Origin of the sequence: Streptomyces sp. JW3, assembly GCF_052216785.1 — a bacterium.
GTDB lineage: Bacteria > Actinomycetota > Actinomycetes > Streptomycetales > Streptomycetaceae > Streptomyces.
The window spans coordinates 20,351-39,936 of record NZ_JBQOUX010000052.1 but is presented as its reverse complement, the minus strand read 5'-3'; the positions used below and the strand labels follow the sequence as shown (position 1 = coordinate 39,936).

18 protein-coding genes are annotated in these 19,586 nt (G+C 70.8%); 6 read left to right on the top strand and 12 right to left on the bottom strand.

Annotation, left to right across the window (positions count from 1 at the left end; translation table 11 throughout):
* The 8 genes from ACTT8P_RS21495 to ACTT8P_RS21460 all read right to left on the bottom strand — a co-directional run bounded on the left by ACTT8P_RS21495 (window position 1) and on the right by ACTT8P_RS21460 (window position 10,169).
* Entirely contained in the window at window positions 1-1,527 is a 1,527-nt protein-coding gene (locus ACTT8P_RS21495) for a pyridoxal phosphate-dependent aminotransferase (protein WP_442833319.1), read from the bottom strand.
* Between the two features lie 111 nt (window positions 1,528-1,638).
* The gene (locus tag ACTT8P_RS21490; RefSeq protein ID WP_442833318.1) at window positions 1,639-2,790 is read right to left on the bottom strand and encodes an aldose epimerase family protein; all 1,152 of its coding nucleotides are present in this window, start codon (window positions 2,788-2,790) and stop codon (window positions 1,639-1,641) included.
* 61 nt (window positions 2,791-2,851) lie between these two features.
* A complete protein-coding gene (gene mmsB / locus ACTT8P_RS21485) occupies window positions 2,852-4,096 on the bottom strand; it encodes a multiple monosaccharide ABC transporter permease (RefSeq protein WP_442833317.1) in 1,245 nt (414 codons plus the stop codon).
* Entirely contained in the window at window positions 4,093-5,643 is a 1,551-nt protein-coding gene (gene mmsA / locus ACTT8P_RS21480) for a multiple monosaccharide ABC transporter ATP-binding protein (RefSeq protein WP_442833316.1), read from the bottom strand. Before mmsA ends, mmsB begins: the two co-directional genes overlap by 4 nt.
* Before the next feature lie 32 nt (window positions 5,644-5,675).
* Entirely contained in the window at window positions 5,676-6,788 is a 1,113-nt protein-coding gene (chvE, locus tag ACTT8P_RS21475; protein ID WP_442833315.1) for a multiple monosaccharide ABC transporter substrate-binding protein, read from the bottom strand.
* Window positions 6,789-6,884: 96 nt separating this feature from the next.
* Window positions 6,885-7,853 carry a hypothetical protein gene (locus tag ACTT8P_RS21470; protein ID WP_442833314.1) on the bottom strand — a complete coding sequence of 323 codons (969 nt, stop codon included), beginning with the start codon at window positions 7,851-7,853 and terminating at the stop codon, window positions 6,885-6,887.
* Window positions 7,854-8,001: 148 nt separating this feature from the next.
* Window positions 8,002-9,006 carry a zinc-dependent alcohol dehydrogenase gene (locus ACTT8P_RS21465; protein WP_442833313.1) on the bottom strand — a complete coding sequence of 335 codons (1,005 nt, stop codon included), beginning with the start codon at window positions 9,004-9,006 and terminating at the stop codon, window positions 8,002-8,004.
* Window positions 9,003-10,169, bottom strand: coding sequence for a mandelate racemase/muconate lactonizing enzyme family protein (locus ACTT8P_RS21460; protein WP_442833312.1), 1,167 nt, complete (start codon window positions 10,167-10,169; stop codon window positions 9,003-9,005). The genes ACTT8P_RS21465 and ACTT8P_RS21460 overlap by 4 nt, the downstream gene beginning before the upstream one ends.
* A gap of 213 nt (window positions 10,170-10,382) precedes the next feature.
* Here ACTT8P_RS21460 and ACTT8P_RS21455 point away from each other — a divergent pair, with 213 nt between their 5' ends.
* Window positions 10,383-11,276: an SCO2400 family protein gene (locus ACTT8P_RS21455; protein WP_442833311.1), complete on the top strand. Its 894-nt coding sequence runs from the start codon at window positions 10,383-10,385 to the stop codon at window positions 11,274-11,276.
* Window positions 11,277-11,320: 44 nt separating this feature from the next.
* Here the strand turns inward: ACTT8P_RS21455 and ACTT8P_RS21450 are convergent, their stop codons facing one another.
* On the bottom strand, window positions 11,321-12,418 hold the full coding sequence (locus tag ACTT8P_RS21450) for a helix-turn-helix domain-containing protein (RefSeq protein WP_442833310.1): 1,098 nt from the start codon (window positions 12,416-12,418) through the stop codon (window positions 11,321-11,323).
* 525 nt (window positions 12,419-12,943) lie between these two features.
* Between ACTT8P_RS21450 and ACTT8P_RS21445 the strand changes: the two genes are divergently transcribed.
* Entirely contained in the window at window positions 12,944-13,999 is a 1,056-nt protein-coding gene (locus ACTT8P_RS21445; RefSeq protein ID WP_442833309.1) for a hypothetical protein, read from the top strand.
* A 136-nt stretch (window positions 14,000-14,135) separates the two neighbouring features.
* Window positions 14,136-14,678, top strand: coding sequence for a GntR family transcriptional regulator (locus ACTT8P_RS21440; protein WP_442833308.1), 543 nt, complete (start codon window positions 14,136-14,138; stop codon window positions 14,676-14,678).
* Between the two features lie 88 nt (window positions 14,679-14,766).
* Here the strand turns inward: ACTT8P_RS21440 and ACTT8P_RS21435 are convergent, their stop codons facing one another.
* Window positions 14,767-15,222, bottom strand: a complete 456-nt coding sequence (locus tag ACTT8P_RS21435; protein ID WP_442833307.1) for a MarR family winged helix-turn-helix transcriptional regulator — start codon at window positions 15,220-15,222, stop codon at window positions 14,767-14,769.
* A gap of 100 nt (window positions 15,223-15,322) precedes the next feature.
* Between ACTT8P_RS21435 and ACTT8P_RS21430 the strand changes: the two genes are divergently transcribed.
* The 3 genes from ACTT8P_RS21430 (at window position 15,323) to ACTT8P_RS21420 (ending at window position 17,687) form a co-directional block, all read left to right on the top strand.
* Window positions 15,323-16,345, top strand: a complete 1,023-nt coding sequence (locus ACTT8P_RS21430; protein ID WP_442833306.1) for an NADP-dependent oxidoreductase — start codon at window positions 15,323-15,325, stop codon at window positions 16,343-16,345.
* 73 nt (window positions 16,346-16,418) lie between these two features.
* Window positions 16,419-16,841 carry an organic hydroperoxide resistance protein gene (locus ACTT8P_RS21425; RefSeq protein WP_442833305.1) on the top strand — a complete coding sequence of 141 codons (423 nt, stop codon included), beginning with the start codon at window positions 16,419-16,421 and terminating at the stop codon, window positions 16,839-16,841.
* A gap of 39 nt (window positions 16,842-16,880) precedes the next feature.
* Window positions 16,881-17,687, top strand: coding sequence for an EI24 domain-containing protein (locus ACTT8P_RS21420; RefSeq protein ID WP_442833304.1), 807 nt, complete (start codon window positions 16,881-16,883; stop codon window positions 17,685-17,687).
* On the opposite strand, the gene ACTT8P_RS21415 is transcribed toward ACTT8P_RS21420, so the two are convergent.
* Both ACTT8P_RS21415 and ACTT8P_RS21410 read right to left on the bottom strand, forming a co-directional pair.
* A complete protein-coding gene (locus tag ACTT8P_RS21415; protein WP_442833303.1) occupies window positions 17,656-18,915 on the bottom strand; it encodes a pyroglutamyl peptidase in 1,260 nt (419 codons plus the stop codon). The two genes, ACTT8P_RS21420 and ACTT8P_RS21415, sit on opposite strands and share 32 nt — an antisense overlap.
* 48 nt (window positions 18,916-18,963) lie before the next feature.
* Window positions 18,964-19,545 (bottom strand): TetR/AcrR family transcriptional regulator, encoded by a 582-nt coding sequence (locus ACTT8P_RS21410; RefSeq protein WP_442833302.1) that lies wholly within the window; start codon window positions 19,543-19,545, stop codon window positions 18,964-18,966.
* Between the last annotated feature and the right edge of the window lie 41 nt (window positions 19,546-19,586).

Sequence of the window (19,586 nt, the reverse complement as noted above, 5' to 3'; positions counted from 1 at the left end):
CTAACCGGTCTGGCCCATGCCCGCCGCGTTCGGCCAGTTCTGCGGCCCCGGCCAGCCTGTGGCCGGGGCCGCCTCCAGGCCGTTGGTGCCCCGCACCTGCGCGGCGGTGAGGCCGCCGCGGGCGGGGACGCCCGGCGGGGTGGGGCCCGTGGCGGGCGGGAACGCCGCCGGCTGCGGCAAGGGCTGCGGTACGGCCTGCGCCGCCGGGGCCGCGATGGGCTGCGGCGCGGGCTGCTGCGGTATCGGCTGCGGGTGGTACGGGGGCACCTGCTGCGGTATCTGCTGCGGCACCGCCGGCATCGGCATCGGCATCGGCGTCCCCGCGCCGTTCGTCTCGCCCACCAGCCGGTCCACCGCCGCGGTGCCCGAGCTGTAGCCGGTCCCGGTGGTCTGCTCGGGCCCGGCGGCTCCTCTCCGGGTGCCGTAGAGCACCTGTTCCAGGCCGGACACCAGGCGGTGCACGTCGCTCTGGGGGCGCACCACGAGCCGCAGGAAGCGGCTGGAGGAGCCGATCTTGTTGCCGCACTCGCGGACCAGGACCCGGTGTTCGGTGAGCAGCCGGTCCCGGACCACGGTGCCCTCGGCGCCGACGGGCAGCCGCACGAAGAGGAAGTTGCCCTGGGAGGGGTAGACGGTCAGGCCGGGCAGCGAGGAGAGCTGGCTGGACATCTCCAGGCGGTCCCGGCGGACCTGCAGCAGGCTCCGCGCGTACTCCGTGCCGTGGTCGCGCAGCATGAACACCACGTGCTCGGCGAAGGAGTTGAGGTTCCACTTGGGGAGCATGGCGCGGACCTTGCCGGCCAGCGCCGGGTTGGCGACCAGGTAGCCGAACCGGATGCCGTGCAGGCCGAAGTTCTTGCCGAGGCTGCGCAGCACGATGACGTTGGGGCGGAGCATGGCCTCCTGCACCACGGACGGTTCCGCCTCCGCGTCGGCGAACTCCAGGAACGACTCGTCGATCACCACCAGGTCCAGGTCGGCCATCGCGTCCATGAACTGCACCAGCGTCTGCTTGTGCTGGTAGCCGCCGTCGGGGTTGTTGGGGTTGCAGATGACGGCCACCCGGGTGCCGCGGGCCCGGATGAACTCGGCGTACTGCGCGAGGTCCAGGGCGAAGCCGCTGGACTCCTGGAGCGGGAACATGTCGACCCGCTTGCCGGTCTCCATCGGCTGGTCGGTCCAGCGGCCGAAGGTGGGCACCGGCACGGCGAGCGACTCGCGGACCAGCAGATGGTCGATCCAGGTGATCAGTTCGGTGGAGCCGTTGCCCATCGCCACGCACTGCGGCGGCAGCCGCAGCAGCCCGCACAGCTCGGCCGTGATGGTGTCGGCGCCGCTCGGGTAGTACGTGATGATGTCCCGCAGGCGGCTCGCCATCGCCTCGAACATCTGCGGTGTCGGGAAGTACGGGTTGCACGGGATGCAGAAGTCCACCGGTCCCGCGCCGTCGCTCTCCCGGGCCAGGGCCGCCATCGACGGGCTGTGGGCCGCGGTGGAGCGGAACAGCGAGGTGACGTTGCCGGCCAAGGGAACCTCCGTAGCAGGGGCGGCCCGCGCGGGGGAGCGCGGGCCGCCCCTGAGTACGGACCGGTGTGCGCCGCCGTTCAGCTCATGTGGAGAAACGGTGACGGCAAGGGTTCAGGAACCGAACGAGTGGACCGTCGACGTGCGGTAGGTCTCGCCGGGCCGCAGGACCGTCGACGGGAACGACGGCTGGTTCGGCGAGTCCGGGTAGTGCTGGGTCTCCAGGCACAGCGCGTCGCCCTGCCGGTAGAGCCGGCCGCCGGTGCCGGTGAGGGTGCCGTCGAGGAAGTTGCCCGAGTAGAACTGCAGGCCGGGCTGGTCGGTGGCGATCTTCAGGGAGCGGCCGGAGGACGGGTCGCGCAGGGTGGCGATGTGCTCGGGCCGGGCGGTGCTGCCCTTGTCGAGCACCCAGTTGTGGTCGAAGCCCTTGGCGAGGACCAGTTGCTCGTGCGCGGCGCGGATGTCCCGGCCGATCGGCTTGGCGCGGCGGAAGTCGAAGGGGGTGCCGCCGGTCTTCGCCAGCTCGCCGGTGGGGATCAGACCGGCGTCGGTGGGGGTGAACCGGGACGCGGCGATGGACAGCTCGTGGTCCTCGATGGTGCCGCTGCCCTCGCCGGCCAGGTTCCAGTAGACGTGGCTGGTGAGGTTGACGACGGTGGCCTTGTCGGTGGTGGCCGCGTAGTCGATGCGCCAGTCGCCGGCCCGGGTGAGGGTGTAGGTGACGGTGGACTTCAGGGTGCCCGGGTAGCCCATCTCGCCGTCGACGCTGGTGTAGTGCAGCACCAGGCCGACGTCCGAGCCGGACGTGAATGGCTCCACGTCCCACACCCGGTAGTCGAAGCCGAGCGCGCCGCCGTGCAGCGAGTTCTCGCCGTCGTTGACGGAGAGCTGGTAGGCGGTGCCGTCCAGGGTGAAGCGGCCCCCCGCGATGCGGTTGCCGTAGCGGCCGATCAGCGCGCCGAAGTGCGGGCTGCGGGCCACGTAGTCGTCGAGGTTGTCGAAGCCCAGGGAGACGTTCGCGTACCGGCCGCGCCGGTCCGGTATCTCCAGGGACTGCACGACACCGCCGTATGACAGCACCTTCATCCGGGTGCCGCCGTTCGCCAGCGACCAGCGGTACACCTTCGTCCCGTCGGCGAGCGTGCCGAAGAGCTCCTTCACCGGCTTCCTGCCTCCCCCCGCTGCCTGCGCCGTGCCGCCGACCGCCGTGGCGGCGACCCCCGCCGCCGCGGCGCCCGCGATGACCGTACGTCTGCTCAGTTCCATGCGGCTCTCCCTTGACAAGGAAAGGGGCCCGGTCCGCTGCCGGACCGGGCCCCGAACTGACCTACGAACCGACCTTGCGCTTGTTCCACACGTCGAAGCCGACCGCCGCCAGCAGCACCAGGCCCTTGATGACCTGCTGCCAGTCGGTGCCGATGCCGACGAGGTTCATGCCGTTGTTCAGCACGCCCAGGACCAGACCGCCGATGATCGCGCCGAGGACCGTGCCCACGCCGCCGCTCATCGACGCCCCGCCGATGAACGAGGCGGCGATGGCCTCCAGCTCGAAGTTGAGGCCCGCCTTGGGCGAGGCCGCGTTGAAGCGGGCGGCGAACACCAGACCCGCCAGGGCCGCGAGCATGCCCATGTTCACGAAGACCAGGAAGGTGACCTTCTTGTCCCGCACCCCCGACAGCTTGGCCGCCGGGAGGTTGCCGCCGATGGCGTAGATGTGCCGGCCGATGATCGCGTTGCGCATCACATAGCCGAAGCCGACCAGCAGCACGCCCAGGATCAGCAGCACGATCGGGGCGCCCTTGTAGCTGGCGAGCAGCATCGTGACGACGAGGACCGCGGCGGCCAGCGCCACCAGCTTCAGGCCGAACAGCTTGGCCGGCAGCACGTCCAGGTCGAACTCCTGCTGCCGCTTGCGGTCCCGCAGCTCCTGGAAGACCACGAACGCGATCAGCGCGATGCCCAGCAGCAGGGTGAGGTTGTGGTAATTGGTGTCCGGGCCGACCTCGGGCATGAAGCCGTTGGCGACCTTCTGCAGGCCCTCCGGGAACGGGCCGAGGGTCTGCCCCTCCAGGAAGATCTCGGTCAGCCCGCGGAAGATCAGCATCCCGGCCAGGGTCACGATGAACGACGGTATGCCGCCGTACGCGATGAAGAACCCTTGCACCGCGCCCGCGATCGCGCCCATGAGGAGGCACAGGACCAGCGCGAGGGGCCAGGGCAGATCGTGTTTGACCATGAACACGGCGGCCATCGAGCCGATGAACGCCGTCAGCGAGCCGACCGACAGGTCGATGTGGCCCGCGATGATCACCAGCATCATGCCGATCGCGAGGATCAGGATGTAGCTGTTCTGCAGCACCAGGTTGGAGACGTTGCGCGGCAGCAGCAGGTCGCCGCCGGTCCAGACCGCGAACAGCACCACGATCAGGCCGAGGGCGAACAGCATGCCGTACTGCCGCATGTTGCGGCGCATGCCGTCCAGCATCAGCTGGAGCAGGCCGTCGCCGCCGGCCGGCCCGCCCTTCCCGGCCGGCGCGGGGGCCGGCGACTTGGCGGTCACATCCGTGCTCATCGGGTTACCTCTTTGTCCTTCGTCATCTGCCGCATCAGCGATTCCTGCGAGGCCTCGGCCCGCGAGAACTCACCGGTCAGCCGCCCCGCGGCCATGGTGTAGATGCGGTCGCACATGCCGAGCAGCTCCGGCAGCTCGGAGGAGATGAAGACGACCGCCTTGCCCTGGGCGGCCAGTTGGTCGATGACCGTGTAGATCTCGTACTTCGCGCCGACGTCGATGCCGCGCGTCGGCTCGTCCAGGATCAGCACGTCCGGACCCGCGAAGATCCACTTGCTGAGCACGACCTTCTGCTGGTTGCCGCCGGACAACTTGCCCACCGGCTCGAACACGGTCGGCGCCTTGATGTTCATCGACTTGCGGAAGCCCTCGGCGACCTGCCGCTCGCCGTGCTCGTCCACCACCCCGCGCTTGGCCACCTTGCCCAGGGCGCTGAGCGAGATGTTGCGCCCGATGGTGTCGATGAGGTTGAGCCCGTAGTGCTTGCGGTCCTCGGTGACGTACGCGATCCCGTGCTTGACCGCCTCCGGGACGGTCTTGGTACGGATCTCCGTGCCGTCCTTCAGCACCGTGCCGCCCGCGTACCGGCCGTAGGTGCGGCCGAAGACGCTCATCGCCAGTTCGGTGCGCCCGGCGCCCATCAGGCCCGCGATGCCGACGATCTCGCCGCGCCGGACGTTCAGCGAGACGTCGTCGACCACCTTGCGCTGCTGGTCGATGGGGTGGTGCACGGTCCAGCCGCGGATCTCCAGGGCCGGTGCCTGCCCGGCCTCCGGCTGGTGCGGGGAGCGCTCCGGGAAGCGGTGCTCCAGGTCCCGGCCGACCATCCCGGAGATGATCCGGTCCTCGGTGGTCTCCGCGGCCTTCACATCCAGCGTCTCGATGGTCCGCCCGTCCCGCAGGATGGTCACCGAGTCGGCGACCCGGCGGATCTCGTTCAGCTTGTGCGAGATGATGATCGAGGTGATGCCCTGTTCCTTCAACTGGAGGATCAGGTCGAGCAGTTTGCCGCTGTCCTCGTCGTTCAGCGCCGCGGTCGGCTCGTCGAGGATGAGCAGCTTCACCTTCTTCGACAGCGCCTTGGCGATCTCGACGAGCTGCTGCTTGCCGACGCCGATGTCCGCCACCCGGGTCTCCGGGTGCTCGTCCAGACCGACCCGGCGCAGCAGCTCGGTGGCGTGCCGCAGGGTGTCGTTCCAGTTGATGAAGCCGCGGGCGGCGTGCTCGTTGCCGAGGAAGATGTTCTCCGCGATGGGGAGATAGGGCACCAGCGCCAGCTCCTGGTGGATGATCACGATGCCGTGCTGCTCACTGGCCCGGATGTCCTTGAAGGAGCAGGGCTGTCCCTCGAAGAGGATGTCGCCCTCGTAGGTGCCGTGCGGATGAACGCCGGAGAGCACCTTCATCAGCGTCGACTTGCCGGCGCCGTTCTCCCCGCAGATGGCGTGGACCTCGCCCTGCCGGACGGTCAGATTGACGTCCGACAGCGCCTTGACGCCGGGAAAGGTCTTGACGATCGAGCGCATTTCCAGGACGGGTCCCGCCATGGTCGTGCCTTCCAATCACTCGGTGCCGGCGGTTACTTGAGGTCGTCGGCCTTGATGTAGCCGGAGTCGACGAGCTCCTTCTGGTAGTTGTCCTTGTCGACGGCGACCGGCTCAAGCAGGTAGGCCGGCACGACCTTGGCACCGTTGTCATACGTCTTGGTGTCGTTGACTTCGGGCTTCTTGTCGTTGAGCAGGCCGTCGACCATGTTCGCGGACACCTTCGCCAGCTGGCGCAGGTCCTTGTACACCGTCATCGACTGCTCGTCGGCGATGATCGACTTCACCGAGGCCAGCTCGGCGTCCTGGCCGGTGACGATCGGCAGCGGCTTGCTCTTGGAGCCGTAGTCGTCGGACTTCAGGGCGGACAGGATGCCGATCGAGATGCCGTCGTACGGCGACAGGACCGCGTCCACCCGCTCGCTCTTGTACGCCGACGTCAGGATGTCGTCCATCCGCTTCTGGGCGGTGCCGCCGTCCCAGCGCAGGGTGGTGACCTGGTTCAGGGCGGTCTGCCCCGAGCGGATGACGAGCTGCTTCTTGTCGATGTAGGGCTTGAGCACCTTCATCGCGCCGTTGAAGAAGTAGCGGGTGTTGTTGTCGTCGTTCGAGCCGGCGAACAGCTCGATGTTGAACGGGCCCTTCTCGCTGCCGTCCTTCAGACCGAGCTTCTCCAGGATGTAGTTGCCCTGGAGCTCACCGACCTTCTCGTTGTCGAAGGAGGCGTAGTAGTCGACGTTCTCGGTGCCCAGGATCAGCCGGTCGTAGGAGATCACCGGGATGTCGGCGTCCTTGGCCTGCTGCACCACGTTGTTCATCGACTTGTTGTCGATGGCCGCGATGATCAGCGCCTTCACGCCCTGCGTGATCAGGTTCTCGATCTGGGAGACCTGCTGGTCGGGGTCGTCCTCGCCGTAGACCAGCTTGGTCTTGTAGCCCTTGGACTCCAGCTCCTTGACCACGTTGGCGCCATCGGCGATCCAGCGCTCGGAGGACTTGGTCGGCATCGCGATGCCGATGGTGGCGCCCTTGCTGTCGCCCTTGTCCTCCTCGCTGCCGCCCTCGCTGCTCTGGCCGCAGGCGGACAGGGTCAGGGCGAGGGAGGCGGCCGAGGCCATCGCGGCGAGTGCGGCTCTGCGGTTACGCATGATCATCATCCTTGATGTGTGCGAGGGGAAACCGAGACGAGGTGTGTCGGATTGTGCGCGGTCGTGTCTTGTTTTGAGAAGAGAGTTTCCAGAACGTTATGACGAGATCTCGAACCGGTTGAGCGACCCGGGCAGCCGGGTGCCGGGCGCGGCCATCTCCCCCTCGGCGCCGTGCCGTTGCAGCAGATCCAGCGCCAGCCGCCCGCGCCGCACCCGCTCCTTGGCGGTGGCCAGGGTGAGGTCGCGCAGGTGGTGGCCGTACGGGTAGATCCCCGGCGACTTCGACAGGCCGAACTTCAGGTACAGCGGCGCGCCGCGCCGGATCAGTTCGGCCACCTCGTACATCCGCACATATCCGCCCAGGTCGTCGGGCGCCTCGATGTACATGTCCATCGGCGCCGCCGACACCCGGCGGATCTCCGTGAGATGATCCAGCGTCAGATCGCTGGGCACGTTGACGGAGTCGGCGCCGAGTCGCTCGTAGACGGCGAAGGCGGCCGGGTTGACCGGCCCGATGAGCGCGGAGACCTTGAGGGTCGTGTCGGCGGGGATGATCCCCGCGACCCGCGCCCGGTGCAGCGTCCACAGCACCCCCTCGTCGGCGACGAGCAGGCACTTCACCCCCAGCTCGGTGGCCCGTACGGCGTCTTCGACGCATCCGGCGACGGCGTCGTGGCCGCGCGCCCTGAGCCCCCCGCCGCCGGAGTCGGTCCGGGTGGACCCGCCGATGTCCCAGGTGCCGCGCGGGCCGGTGAACAGGCACAGCTCGATGTCGCGTTCGGCGGTGGCCTCGACCATCTCGGTGATCTCGGCGTCGGAGAGCATCCACACGCCGCTGCCCTGGCTGATCCGGTGGATCGGCACATCCAGGCGCGAGGACTCCTTCAGCACCACCGCCAGCGCCTCGGGCCCCTCGCAGGAGGGAACCTCGGTGCGCCAGCGGCCGCCCCCGGGGAAGGTGTGCGGCGAGGCGTCGGCGGGGTCGAGGGCGGGCGCGCCCAGGCCGAGGGCGGTGAGCGCCTGCTCACCGGGCCGGCGGGCTGCCGTGGCGGAAGCGTCGGTCACAGGATGTCCTTCGTGGTCGATAAGACCGGTTCGGCAAAACCGGTTCGATAGGCCGTACCGGGTTCGCGGCGTACGGCGGCTTGCGGGGGAAGACAGTGGGTGTACGCCGGTACGGGGACCGTCAGGTCGCCCCCGTACCGGCGTACGGCTATGGACGCAGCAGGACCTTGCCGACCTTGGGATCGCCGGACCCGACCAGCTCGATGGCGTGGCCGAACTCGGCGAGCGGCAACTCGTGCGTCACCAGCGGCAGCGGGTCGAGCAGCCCGGCGGCGAACACCCGGACGGTGTGCGCCCAGGCGTCCGGCGGCGCCCCGAAGACGGTGTGCACCTCCAGTTGCCGCACCACCAGGTCGGTGGGGTCCAGCCCGTCGGCCCCGGCCGCCGGGATGCCGGTCAGCACCAGCCGCCCGCCGCGCCTGAGCAGCGCGGCGGCGGTCCGGGCGGCGTCGGCGGACCCGGCGGTCTCGATGACGACGTCGAAGTCGCCGGGCAGCTCCTGGTCCTTCGTACGGAAGTCACTCGCCCCGTACTGGAGGGCGAGCGCGCGACGGTCGTCCCGGGTGCCGACCACCAGCAGCTCACCGGGCGATCCGGCGGCCAGGAACTGCACCGCGAACATCCCGAGCGTGCCGGTGCCGACCACGGCCACCCGCTCGCCCGGCCGGGCCTGGGCCTTGAGCGCGGCGGCGGCGATGCAGGCGGCCGGTTCCAGCAGGGCGGCGGCGGTCAGGTCCGCGTCGTCCGGCAGCACGTGCAGCAGCCGGGCCGGCAGGGTCAGCGTCGGCGCCATCGCGCCGGGCTGGGTGAACCCGGTCTCCTCGTACCCGGCGCCGCACAACGTTGTCTCGCCCGCGTGGCACCGGTCGCAGACCTGGCAGTTGCGGAACCCCTCGCCGACGACCTTCCGCCCGACCAGCGAGACCGGCACCCCGGCCCCGACCGCCTCGACGGTCCCGGACCACTCGTGCCCGGGAACCAGCGGATAACGGACGTACCCCTCGGGCCGGTTGCCCTGGTACACCTCACGGTCGCTGCCGCAGATCCCGGCCGCGTGGACGCGCACCAGCGCCTCGCCGGCCGCCGGGTCGCGCGGCTCGTGCGGGACCAGCTCGTGCGCGCCGGGCGCCCGGACGACGACGGCGCTGCTCACTGCTGCGTGCCCTTCGGCTTGCGCTGCTCCCAGCCCTCGGCCCACAGGTCGAACCGGGCCTGCTGCTGCGGGAACTCGGCGGCGGCGTCGGTGTCCAGCTCGACCCCGAGCCCCGGCGCGTCGGACAGGTGGAAGCACCCGTCCTCCGGGTCCACGTACGGGGCGCCCTTGACGACCTTCTTGATCTCCGCGTCCGCGAAGTCGTTGAAGTGTTCGAGGATCTTGAAGTTGGGCGAGGTGAACCCGACCTGGAGCGAGGCGGCGGTGAGCACCGGCCCGCCGACGTTGTGCGGCGCGACGAGCGTGTAGTGCGTCTCGGCGGTGGCGGCCAGCTTGCGGGTCTCCCAGATACCACCGATGTGGCCGACGTCCGGCTGGATGATGTCGACGGACTGGTCCTCGAACAGCTCCCGGAACTCGATCCGGTCATGGATCCGCTCACCGGTGGCCACCGGGATGTCCACCTTCTCGGCGACCTTCTTCAGCGCCCGGAGGTTCTCCGGCGGCACCGGCTCCTCCAGCCAGGCCGGCTTGAACGGCGCGAGCTCGCGCGCGAGCCGGACCGCCGTCGAGGGCGAGAACCGGCCGTGCATCTCCAGCATCAGCTCGGCGTCCGGCCCGATGGCGTCCCGCACGGCCTCGATCAGCGACACGGCGTACAGCGTCTGCGCGTGGTCCAGCTCGAAGTGCCCGGTCCCGAACGGGTCGATCTTCAGCGCCCGGTACCCGCGCGCCACGACCCCCTCGGCGGCCTTGTGATACGCCTCCGGCGTCCGCTCGGTGGTGTACCACCCATTGGCGTACGCCTTGACCTTGTCGGTGACCTTGCCGCCGAGCAGCTGCCACACCGGCACCCCGAGGGCCTTGCCCTTGATGTCCCAGCAGGCCGTCTCGATCACGGCGATCCCGGACATCACGATCTCGCCGGCCCGCCCGTAGTCGCCGTACTTCATGCGCCGGACGAGGTCCTCGACAGCGAACGGATCGGAGCCGAGAATGTGATTGACCTCGGCCTCCTTCAAGTACCCCAGCAGCGCGTCGGTGTGCCCCAGCATCCGGGTCTCGCCGACTCCGGTGAGGCCCTCGTCGGTGTGCACCTGGACGTAGGTCAGGTTGCGCCACGGCGTTCCGACCACGTGCGTGCTGATTCCGGTGATGCGCACGACAGTTGCCCTTCGCTACGTTCGATATTTCGTCACTCGTTCGAAATGCTGGCGTGACAGTAAGGACGGGGCGGCGGGAGTGTCAATGGGTCGGACACATAACGGTTTCGGGAGTTTCGAAACCTCGTGGGGCTTCACGGTGGCCGGTTCCCACACAACCTTCACAGGCGGCACTAGGAAGCGGGTCGGCGCGGAACTTAACCTTCCACCGACATGGACTACTGCGACCCGTGCCAACGGCACCTCAACGGCGCCCTGGCCTGCCCGGGCTGCGGCACGCCGGCCGCGCCGGCACCGGACTCGGCCCCCGACTCCGCCGAGGCGGCGGGGGCGGCGGGGGAACCCGGAGCCGACGCCGCGGCAGCGGCAGCGGCAGTGCGGGACCGTGGCGGGCGAGGCGGCGGGGACATACCGGCCTCGCGGCCGGGGGACGCGGACGAGGCGGCGGATCTCGGCGGCCTCGGCGCGGCCCCGGCCGCCCCGCAGGGCCGCGCCGCCCGGCGTCGCGAGGAGCGGTCCGGCGGTCGCCGGAGCCGGGAGCACGGCCCCGCCGTCGCCGGGCCCGCCGACAGCGACACCGGCCGGCGCGACCGCAAGGCGGCGGCCCACCGCAGACGCCGCCGCCGTACGTTGCTCATCGCCGCCGGGTTCGTCCTCGCGGCCGGCGGCCTGAGCCTGGCCGAACTCGGCACCGACGTCCCCGGCTTCCCGTCCTCCAAGCCGGTCACCTCCGACGAGGAGGCCCCCGAGTCCGGCGCGGACCAGTCCGCCTCGCCGGGCACCACGGCCGCCCCCCTGGACGACGCGACGTCCGCCGGCGCGACGGGTACGGCGTCCCCGGACGCCTCGGCCCCGACCTCGGCCGACCCGGACGCGTCGGACACGACGGACGCGACGGACTCCGGCGCTCCGGAAGACGACACCGGCACGGACCCGACCACCTCCCGGGCCACCACCCCGGGAGCCTCCTCGACACCCCCCGCGGCGACCACCCCGGCGGACGACTCCCCTTCCACCCCGGCCGCCTCCGACCCGGACCCCTCGACCTCCGACCCGGAGCCTTCGGCTTCGGAGACGTGCAGCCAGTGGCTGTGGTGGTGTTCGTAGTGCGCGGGGGATGCGATGGCGCGCGGCCGTGTCCGGCGGTCCGGTCATTCGCCGGGCTCGACGAGGGCCACTTCCCGGGCCAGGCTGCGGACCACCGAGACCTGTCTCACCTCGGGCAGGGCGGCAAGGGCGGCCTCTGTCCGGGCCAGTGCGGAAGGCCGGTCTCCGCTCGCCGACTCCGCCAGGGCTATGCAGATCTCGCGCTGGGCGACCCACTCGGTCAGGTGCGGCGGGACTTCGGCGAGCGCGGACCACATCGAGCGGGTGTCACCCAGCAAGGCGAAGACCCGGCCCTCGGCCAGGCCCAGCCGCCACGTCGGCATCCGGTACATCGTGGGACGGGCGGTGACCGGCAGACGGGCAAGAGCCCGGTGCGCGGCGCCGATGGCCGTCGTCGCGGCCCTGCGGTCGCCCAGCCGGGCGAACGCCCACGCCCGGGCCGCGTGGGCCTCGACCGCTTCGACATCCTCCGCCATGCGCAGCACGGTCAGGGGCGGGACTTCCTCGTGCGCCGCCCGGAAGGCCTCGCGGCCCAGCAGCCATGACAGCACCGACGCGTCACCGGACCTGGAGGCGGCGAGTCGGGCCGTGCGCCACCAGCGGTCGCCCGCCGTTGGGTCGCCGAGCGACGTCGACGTCATGGCCTCCAGCGCCGAAAGACGACACGCGACCGACCACAGTGCGGCGTTCTCGGGCAGCGCGGTCCTGAGCGCGGCCAGGTCCCCGAGCAGCCGGCCCTGCAACTCCGGGGCGCTCACCAGCATGTAGTCGCGGCCGTGGGCCTCGGCGATCTCGTGCCAGTCGTCGACGGTGGCCCCGAGCGACGCCATCAGCGACTGACGCACCTGCTCGGCGAGCGACGTCACGTCCCCGCCCGCCGCCTCGGCCCCGAGCACGAGGCCCATGCCGGCCAGCATCGTGCGGCGCTTCACCGGATCAGCTCCCGCGGCCACTGCCACCAGGAAGCCACCGGCGCCCAACGCCTTGTCCAGTGCGCGGGCGACGGCCGGAGTCGGCTGCCGGACGCCGGATTCGAGGTTGCCGATATGCGACTTGGAGACGTCCGAGCGGGTGGCGAGGGCGGCCAGCGAGAGACCTGCCTCCTGCCGCAGTCGCCGCAGCAGTTGACCGAAGGACTCCATGCCACCGCCCCCGTGTGAAGACGCCGATGTGCCGTGCCGGCCGAGCGCACGGCGTCCGGCGCGCGGGTCGGCCGCGGGTACCCCCTGGCCCCGCGGTGTTGCGCTGGTCTGTCCGGTGACGCGCGGAGTGGGACACCGGTCGCTGGTGGCGCCGACCGCGCGGACGCCGGTCCGGCTCGGCACACGAGCCGTTCCTCGCCAGGACGATCGCGGCCACGAGTGCGTCACCGAGAATCTGGCCCAGAACGTTGCCGGACAAACCAGAATAGCCCTCGGACCGAGCGCCCCACCACGACAGCATCAGGCCGATCGCGCAGCCGATCACCGCGGCCGTCCGGCGCCATCCCCACTGCCTCCACCACCACGTCTGCTTTGTGTTCGCCATGTCTCACAGTGTTGGCGTTCGCCGGGCGGCGTATGAGCGGCCTGCCGTCTTCAAAGGTCTTCAGGTGCCTGAAGGATCTGGCTGTCGTCCCGGCTGTCTGCCAGCCTTCTTCTCACCGGACGCACAAAAGGAGCGAGAAAGTGATCCGTGTACATACGTGGGAAGCGGGCGACGAAATGATCGGCGCCGGGCAAAACCTGCGCCTCTCCGCTGTCATCGCCGCGATGAAAACGTTCACCTACTCTCCGGAAACACTTCCGTTGTGTGAGGAGAGGCAGCCGTTCGCACAATTCTCCGACGAACTGTGCGGCGAAATCGCCCGGGAGGCACTCGCCGTTCCCGAAAGGCGCGGCAGGCTGACCGACGTGACCCGCCAGATCACCGGGCAGCGCGTCGCCGACCCGCCGGACCACACGACGTTCGAGGCGCATGTCGGGCTCACGACAGTGGACCCGGGACTTGTGTCGGGGCTCGTCGCCCTCGGTTTCGAGCCGCACGACTTCGCCGGCCCTCAGCCGACCGGGTACCACCACAACTTCACCCAGCAGTTCGTGGTGGACGGCTCCCGGGCCGGCCGGAGCCGTCTGGTGGCGCTCCTCGAAGAGAGGACCGACAGGGCACGTGAACTCGTCGACAGCCACCCCGAGGCACTCGGGTTCATCGAGTCCGAGGTGTACCGCGGCGATTACGCCCGGCACCTGCCCGCGCGCCCGCCGACCTCCGAAACCCTGGACCACGTGCCTCACCAGGCCCTCACCTTTCGCAAGGTGACGGTGCCGACGACGGCTCAGGAGGCGCTGCGCAGTGGCGTGTCCCTGGACTGCGGCCGGGCCGCGGACATTCACCTCAAGATCCCCGGCCGGGCCGGCCCCTGGTCCCCGGGACCGCTGGAACAGCGCATCGCCCAGCACGCCCGCTCCCGCAATCCCGTCGAACTGCGGCTCGGTGAGATCCTCGGGGAATTGGGCTACTACGAGCAGATCTCGCAGTCGGGCAACTTCCTGTACACGGCGCACTTCGCCGATCTCGGTGACGCGAACCGGTCCTTCACCGCGCTGACCGAATTCGCGAGCCGCTACGGCGGGATCACCGAGGTGATACGGGAGGCGTGCACCGGCTTCTGGAGGAAGAGCGTGGCCGGGGAATCCGGAGAAACGCGCTTCTGCCCCGTGCCCACACTCCTGGTCCGACCGTGACCCGCGCCCGGCCCCGCCACCGGTCGGGCCGGGCGAGCAGTCCGGTGGGACGGTCAGGAAACCGCGCCGCACCTGAGCGAAGTCACCTACTGTGGAGCCCCGCTGGGCCCGGCACACCGGCCGCGAGGAGGGCTTCATGGGTGCGAGCAGCTGGATCAGCACATCTCTGCCGTATCTGACGCCGCAGGAGAAGGGCCGGGGCGATGCCTGGGCCGCCGAGGCCGCGGCGCAAGGACGCCGGGGCGCCCAGCGCATCCTGCACGCCGGCGAGACCCCCGCACCGGCCGAGATCGCGGCGCTGCTCGGCATCACCGAGGGGGAACCGGTCGTCGTGCGCCGCCGACTGATCCTCCTCGACGAGCGGCCGAACGAGCTGACCGACACCTACTACCCGCTGGCCATCGCCCAGGGCACCGCCCTGGCCCGGACCGGCAGAATCCGGGGCGGAGCCGTCTCCCTCCTCGCCGAGCTCGGGCACGTCGGCGTCCTGGTGACCGAGGACGTGGTGGCCGCGATGCCCGACGAGGAGGAGCGCCGGATGCTGGAAACCGCGCCGGACGAGCCGGTCCTCCGCCTCACCCGCCTCACCGTCGACCGCGACGACCGCCCGGTCCAGGCCGACCGTATGGTGATGCCTGCCCAACGGCAGAGTCTGCGCTACCAGATCAGGATCGGATGACCGTGCCCCAAGCGGAACCGGAAGGCGCCGACCGCCGCTCCCCGCACGAGCCCCAGTACGAGTCCGACGCGTAACCGCCCCCCCCGCGTCACCCCTCCGCCCCCTCCTCCACCCCCACCATCAACCGCAACGCGTCCCGCAACGCCCCCCGCTGCTCCTCCGACAACCCGGCCAGCGGTTCGCGGGCGAATCGCAGCGCCCCCCGCAGACTCCGCGCCACCCGCGCGCCCTCCGCCGTGACCGCCGCCACCTTCACCCGGCGGTCGCCGGGGTCGGAGCGTCGTTCCACCAGGCCCCGCGCCGCCAGCCGGTCCACGATGCCCGTGACGTTGGACGGCTCGCAGCGCAGCTTGCGGGCCAGCCTGCGCATCGGCAGCGGCTCCAGTGACAGCAGGCTCAGCAGCCGCGCCTGCGCGCCGGTCAGCGCGTGCTCCGCCGCCGCCTCCTCGTAGTCCGCGTGGAACCGGGCCACCGCCTCGCCGATGAGCTGGACCACTTCCAGGGTCAGCGGGTCCGGACGGCGGGTCTGATGCGGGGCGGCCATACATACAGGGTACCTATTGTTTGACAACCTGAAATGTTCAGCTGCATGGTTGTTTCAGGTCCTTAACTACCACCGCTCACTTCCGGAAAGGCACCCGCACATGACCGAGTCCCCCGCCCTCCCCTCCGTCAACCGCGAATGGCACCTGCTCAGCCGCCCGGTCGGCTGGCCCAAGGAGGAGGACTTCGCGCTGGTCGAGGCGGACCTCCCCACCCCCGGCGCGGGCCAGGTGCTGGTCCGCAACAAGTACGTCTCCGTCGACCCGTACATGCGCGGGAGGATGAGCGCCGCCAAGTCCTACGTCGCCCCCTACGAGCTGGGCAAGCCCATGCAGGGCGGCGCGGTCGGCGAGGTCGTCGCCTCGAAAGCCGAGAACATCGCCGTCGGCGACCACGTCCTGCACTTCTTCGGCTGGCGCGAGTACGCCGTCGTGGACGCCAGGAACGCCGTCCAGGTCGACCCCGAGGCCGCGCCGCTGTCGACGTACCTCGGTGTGCTCGGCATGACCGGCCTCACCGCCTACGCCGGGCTGCTGCGCACCGCCTCCTTCAAGGAGGGCGACGCGGTCTTCGTCTCCGGCGCCGCGGGTGCCGTGGGCGGCCAGGTCGGGCAGCTCGCCAAGCTGAAGGGCGCCTCGCGGGTCATCGGGTCGGCCGGGTCGGCGGAGAAGGTCAAGCTGCTGACGGAGGAGTACGGGTTCGACGCCGCCTTCAACTACAAGGACGGCGACGTCAGCCGTCAGCTCCGGGCCGCCGCCCCGGACGGGATCGACGTCTACTTCGACAACGTCGGCGGCGACCACCTGGAGGCCGCCATCGGCTCCCTCAACCGGGACGGCCGGATCGCCGTCTGCGGCATGATCTCGGTCTACAACAACACCGAGCCCGCCCCCGGCCCGAAGAACCTCGCCCGCCTCATCCAGACCCGCGGCCGCATCGAGGGCTTCCTGGTCGGCGACCACTATGACCTCCAGCCGCAGTTCGTCGAGGAGGTCGGCCCCTGGGTGCGCGAGGGCCGGCTCAAGTACCGCGAGACCGTCGTCGAGGGCATCGAGAACAACCTGGACGCTTTCTTCGGCGTGCTGCGCGGCGACAACACCGGAAAGATGATCGTCAAGCTCTGACGGCACCTTCCCGGAGGTTTCGGCATGCGGTAACTTCATTCCGGTCAGCGAAAGCCGAGCGGAAGGCACCCGCATGCCGATCCAGCAGTCCGACGTCCAGTACACCGCCGTCGCCACCGCCGAGAACGGCCGCGACGGCCGCGTCGCCACCGACGACGGCAAGCTCGACGTCGTCGTCAACCCGCCCAAGGAGATGGGCGGCAGCGGCGCCGGCACCAACCCCGAGCAGCTCTTCGCCGCCGGTTACAGCGCCTGCTTCCAGGGCGCCCTCGGCGTCGTCGCCCGCCAGGAGGGCGTCGACCTCACCGGCTCCACCGTCACCGCCAAGGTCGGCATCGGCAGGAACGACGACGGCTTCGGCCTGATCGTCGAGATATCCGCCGCCATCCCGACCGTGGACGCCGCCACCGCCCGCGGCCTCCTCGCCCAGGCCCACCAGGTCTGCCCGTACTCCAAGGCGACCCGCGGCAACATCACGGTCACGCTTGCCCCTTGACGGTCCCGGGGCGCCGGGCCCGGCCGATAGAGTTCCCCCATGCGTGATCTTGGGGCGGGATTCGGCCATCTTCTGCAGGGCCAGCGCTGGGTGGCCCGGCACGGCAAGAGCTACGGCTTCGGCCTGCTGCCAGGGCTGATCACCCTGGTCCTGTACGCGGCGGCGCTGGTGGCCCTCGCCCTGTGGGGCGCGGACTTCGTCGGCTGGGCCACCCCCTTCGCCGACGACTGGTCCAGCCCCTGGCTCGGCCTGTTCCGCGGGTTCCTCACCGCCGTGCTGTTCGCCCTCGCCCTGCTGCTGGCCGTCCTCACCTTCACCGCGGTGACCCTGCTGATCGGCCAGCCCTTCTACGAGAGCCTGTCCGAACGGGTCGACCGCGACGTCTCCCCGGACGGCACCGCCCCCGAGTCCGAGCTGCCGCTCTGGCGGGACCTGTGGATCTCCGCCCGCGACAGCCTGCGCCTCCTGGTCCGCGCCGCCGTCTGGGGCGTACTCCTCTTCGCGCTCGGCTTCATCCCCGTGGTCGGACAGACCGTCGTCCCCGTGATCGGGTTCTTCGTCACCGGCTTCTTCCTCACCGAGGAGCTGACCTCCGTAGCCCTCCAGCGGCGCGGCGTCCAGATGCGCGACCGCCTCACCCTGCTGCGCTCCCGCAAAATGCTGGTCTGGGGCTACGGCACCCCGCTCGGCCTGGCCTTCCTGGTCCCGTTCGTCGCGGTCTTCCTGATGCCGGGCGCGGTCGCCGGCGCCACCCTCCTCGCCCGCGAACTCCTGGGCGAGGAGACCCGCGCCGGCGCCGAGACCGCCCCCGAGGTCAGCCCCGGCCCGGCCCCGACGTCGTACTGACCGCCACCCCCACGATCGCCCGCACCTGCGCCACGATGTCCCGCCGGTTGCGCACGAACTCCGCGTCGGTCACCTCAGTCGTGTTGCCGTCGGCGAACTGGAGCACCGGCGTGTGCACGTGCCCGCCCGGCAGCCTGCCGCGCAGGCCGAGGCGGTCGCGGAGCAGCGTGGCGCGGTAGGCGATCTCGTTGGAGAGGTAGTCCCCGCCGCCCCCGGCCCGCGCCGCCGACCCGGGGGTCGGTCCGTCCGGACTGACCACGGGCTCGGTGCCGCCCGCCGGGATCTCCGTCACACTCGTGTTGTCGTAGACCGGGAACCGCCCGGTGTCCGCCGCCACGATCTCCCGGTACGGCAGCGTGGTCGTCGTCCACTGCGGCTGGGTGGCCGGGGCCGGCACCGGGACGAGCCCGGTCCGCGAGACGTTCTCGTTGTCCGCGAAGCCGCCGCGCCACGCCCCGTTGGTCCGCTCCACGTCGAACCGGCCCACCCGGCCCTGGCTCACCGTCGTGAACAGGTCCGCCTTCGGCAGATACGGCCGCAGCGCCCGCTCCACCTCGCCCGCCGCGAAGTCGTCCCAGCGCACCGGGAACACCGCCGTCTCCACCCGGGCCGGTCCGGCGGCCGTCTCGATCACCGTGCCGTCCAGCGCCAGCGCGGACGCCCCGGAGGGGTTGGCGATCCGGATGTCCCGGTCCAGGGTGAAGGGGTCGAACCCGGTGACCAGGACCCGCCGGTACCGGTCACCGCGCGGCAGCCGGATGTCCTCCTGGCCGCGGGAGGTGCGTTCCAAGGACTCGATCAAAGCCGTTCGCTGACGGTCCGTCAGGTCGAAGCCGGGCTCCCAGGCCCGCAGTTCCCGCGTCATCCCCAGCCGGGCCCAGTACAGCGGCCGGTCGTCGTCCCGGGGCAGGTCGCCCGGCACCGGACCGCGCCCCTGCACCCGGGTCACCGCCCGCTGCCACAGCGCCGAGCCCTGCCGGGCCACCGCGCGGCGGGCCTCGGCGCAGGAGTCCGCGCGGCCGAGGGCGCGGGCGAACGCCGGTGCCACCGAGTCGAATCCGGAGCGCCGCAGGATCTCCTGGGGCACCGCCCGGTCCAGTCGCTGTTCCTCCACGGTGGCCGCCGGCGCCACCGGGTCCGCGGCCGCCACCGCCGGTACCGCGAGCCCCGACACCAGGGCCAGGGCGAGTCCACTGATCCGCACGATCCGCACACCTGTACCAGTCATGGGCGGCAGTATCACGTGACGGAAGTGACGTGCGCTACGGCGCAAAGCTCACGAGTCGCCCAGCAGCGCCAGGAAGTCCCGGAACGCCTGCGCCATGTCCACCGACTCCGGGTCCAGCAGCCACTGGTACTGCAATCCGTCCAGCATCGCCACCACCAGCGGCGCCGCCCGCTGTGGGGACAGCCCGCCCGGCAGCCGGTCGCCGTACTCGGCGCGCAGCACCTCCGCCATCGACTCCCGGACCCGCCCGTACCGTTCGGTGAAGAACCCGCGCGCCGGATGCCCCTCCGTGACGCTCTCCCCGAGCAGCGCGGCGAAGGTCTGGATGACACCGGGCCGCATCGCGTTGTACTCGACCAGCGAGGCGAGCAGGTCGAGCCGCAGGCCCTCGGCGGGCAGCGCGTCCCAGCGGTCCCGTTCCGCCAGGACCGCGACCAGCAGCGCCTCCTTGGTCGGGAAGTGGTGCATCAGCCCCTGCTGGGTGAGCCCCACCCGCTCGGCGACGGCGGCCAGGCTCGCGCCCCGGTATCCGCGCTCGGCGATCACCTCCAGGGCGGCCCGCACGATCTCCGCGCGCCGTTCACCGCTCCTGCCCCTGGCCTTGCTGGTCATGGCGTCACCGTACGACATACGAACGGCTCATATGTAACGTATATATAACGAAACCTACC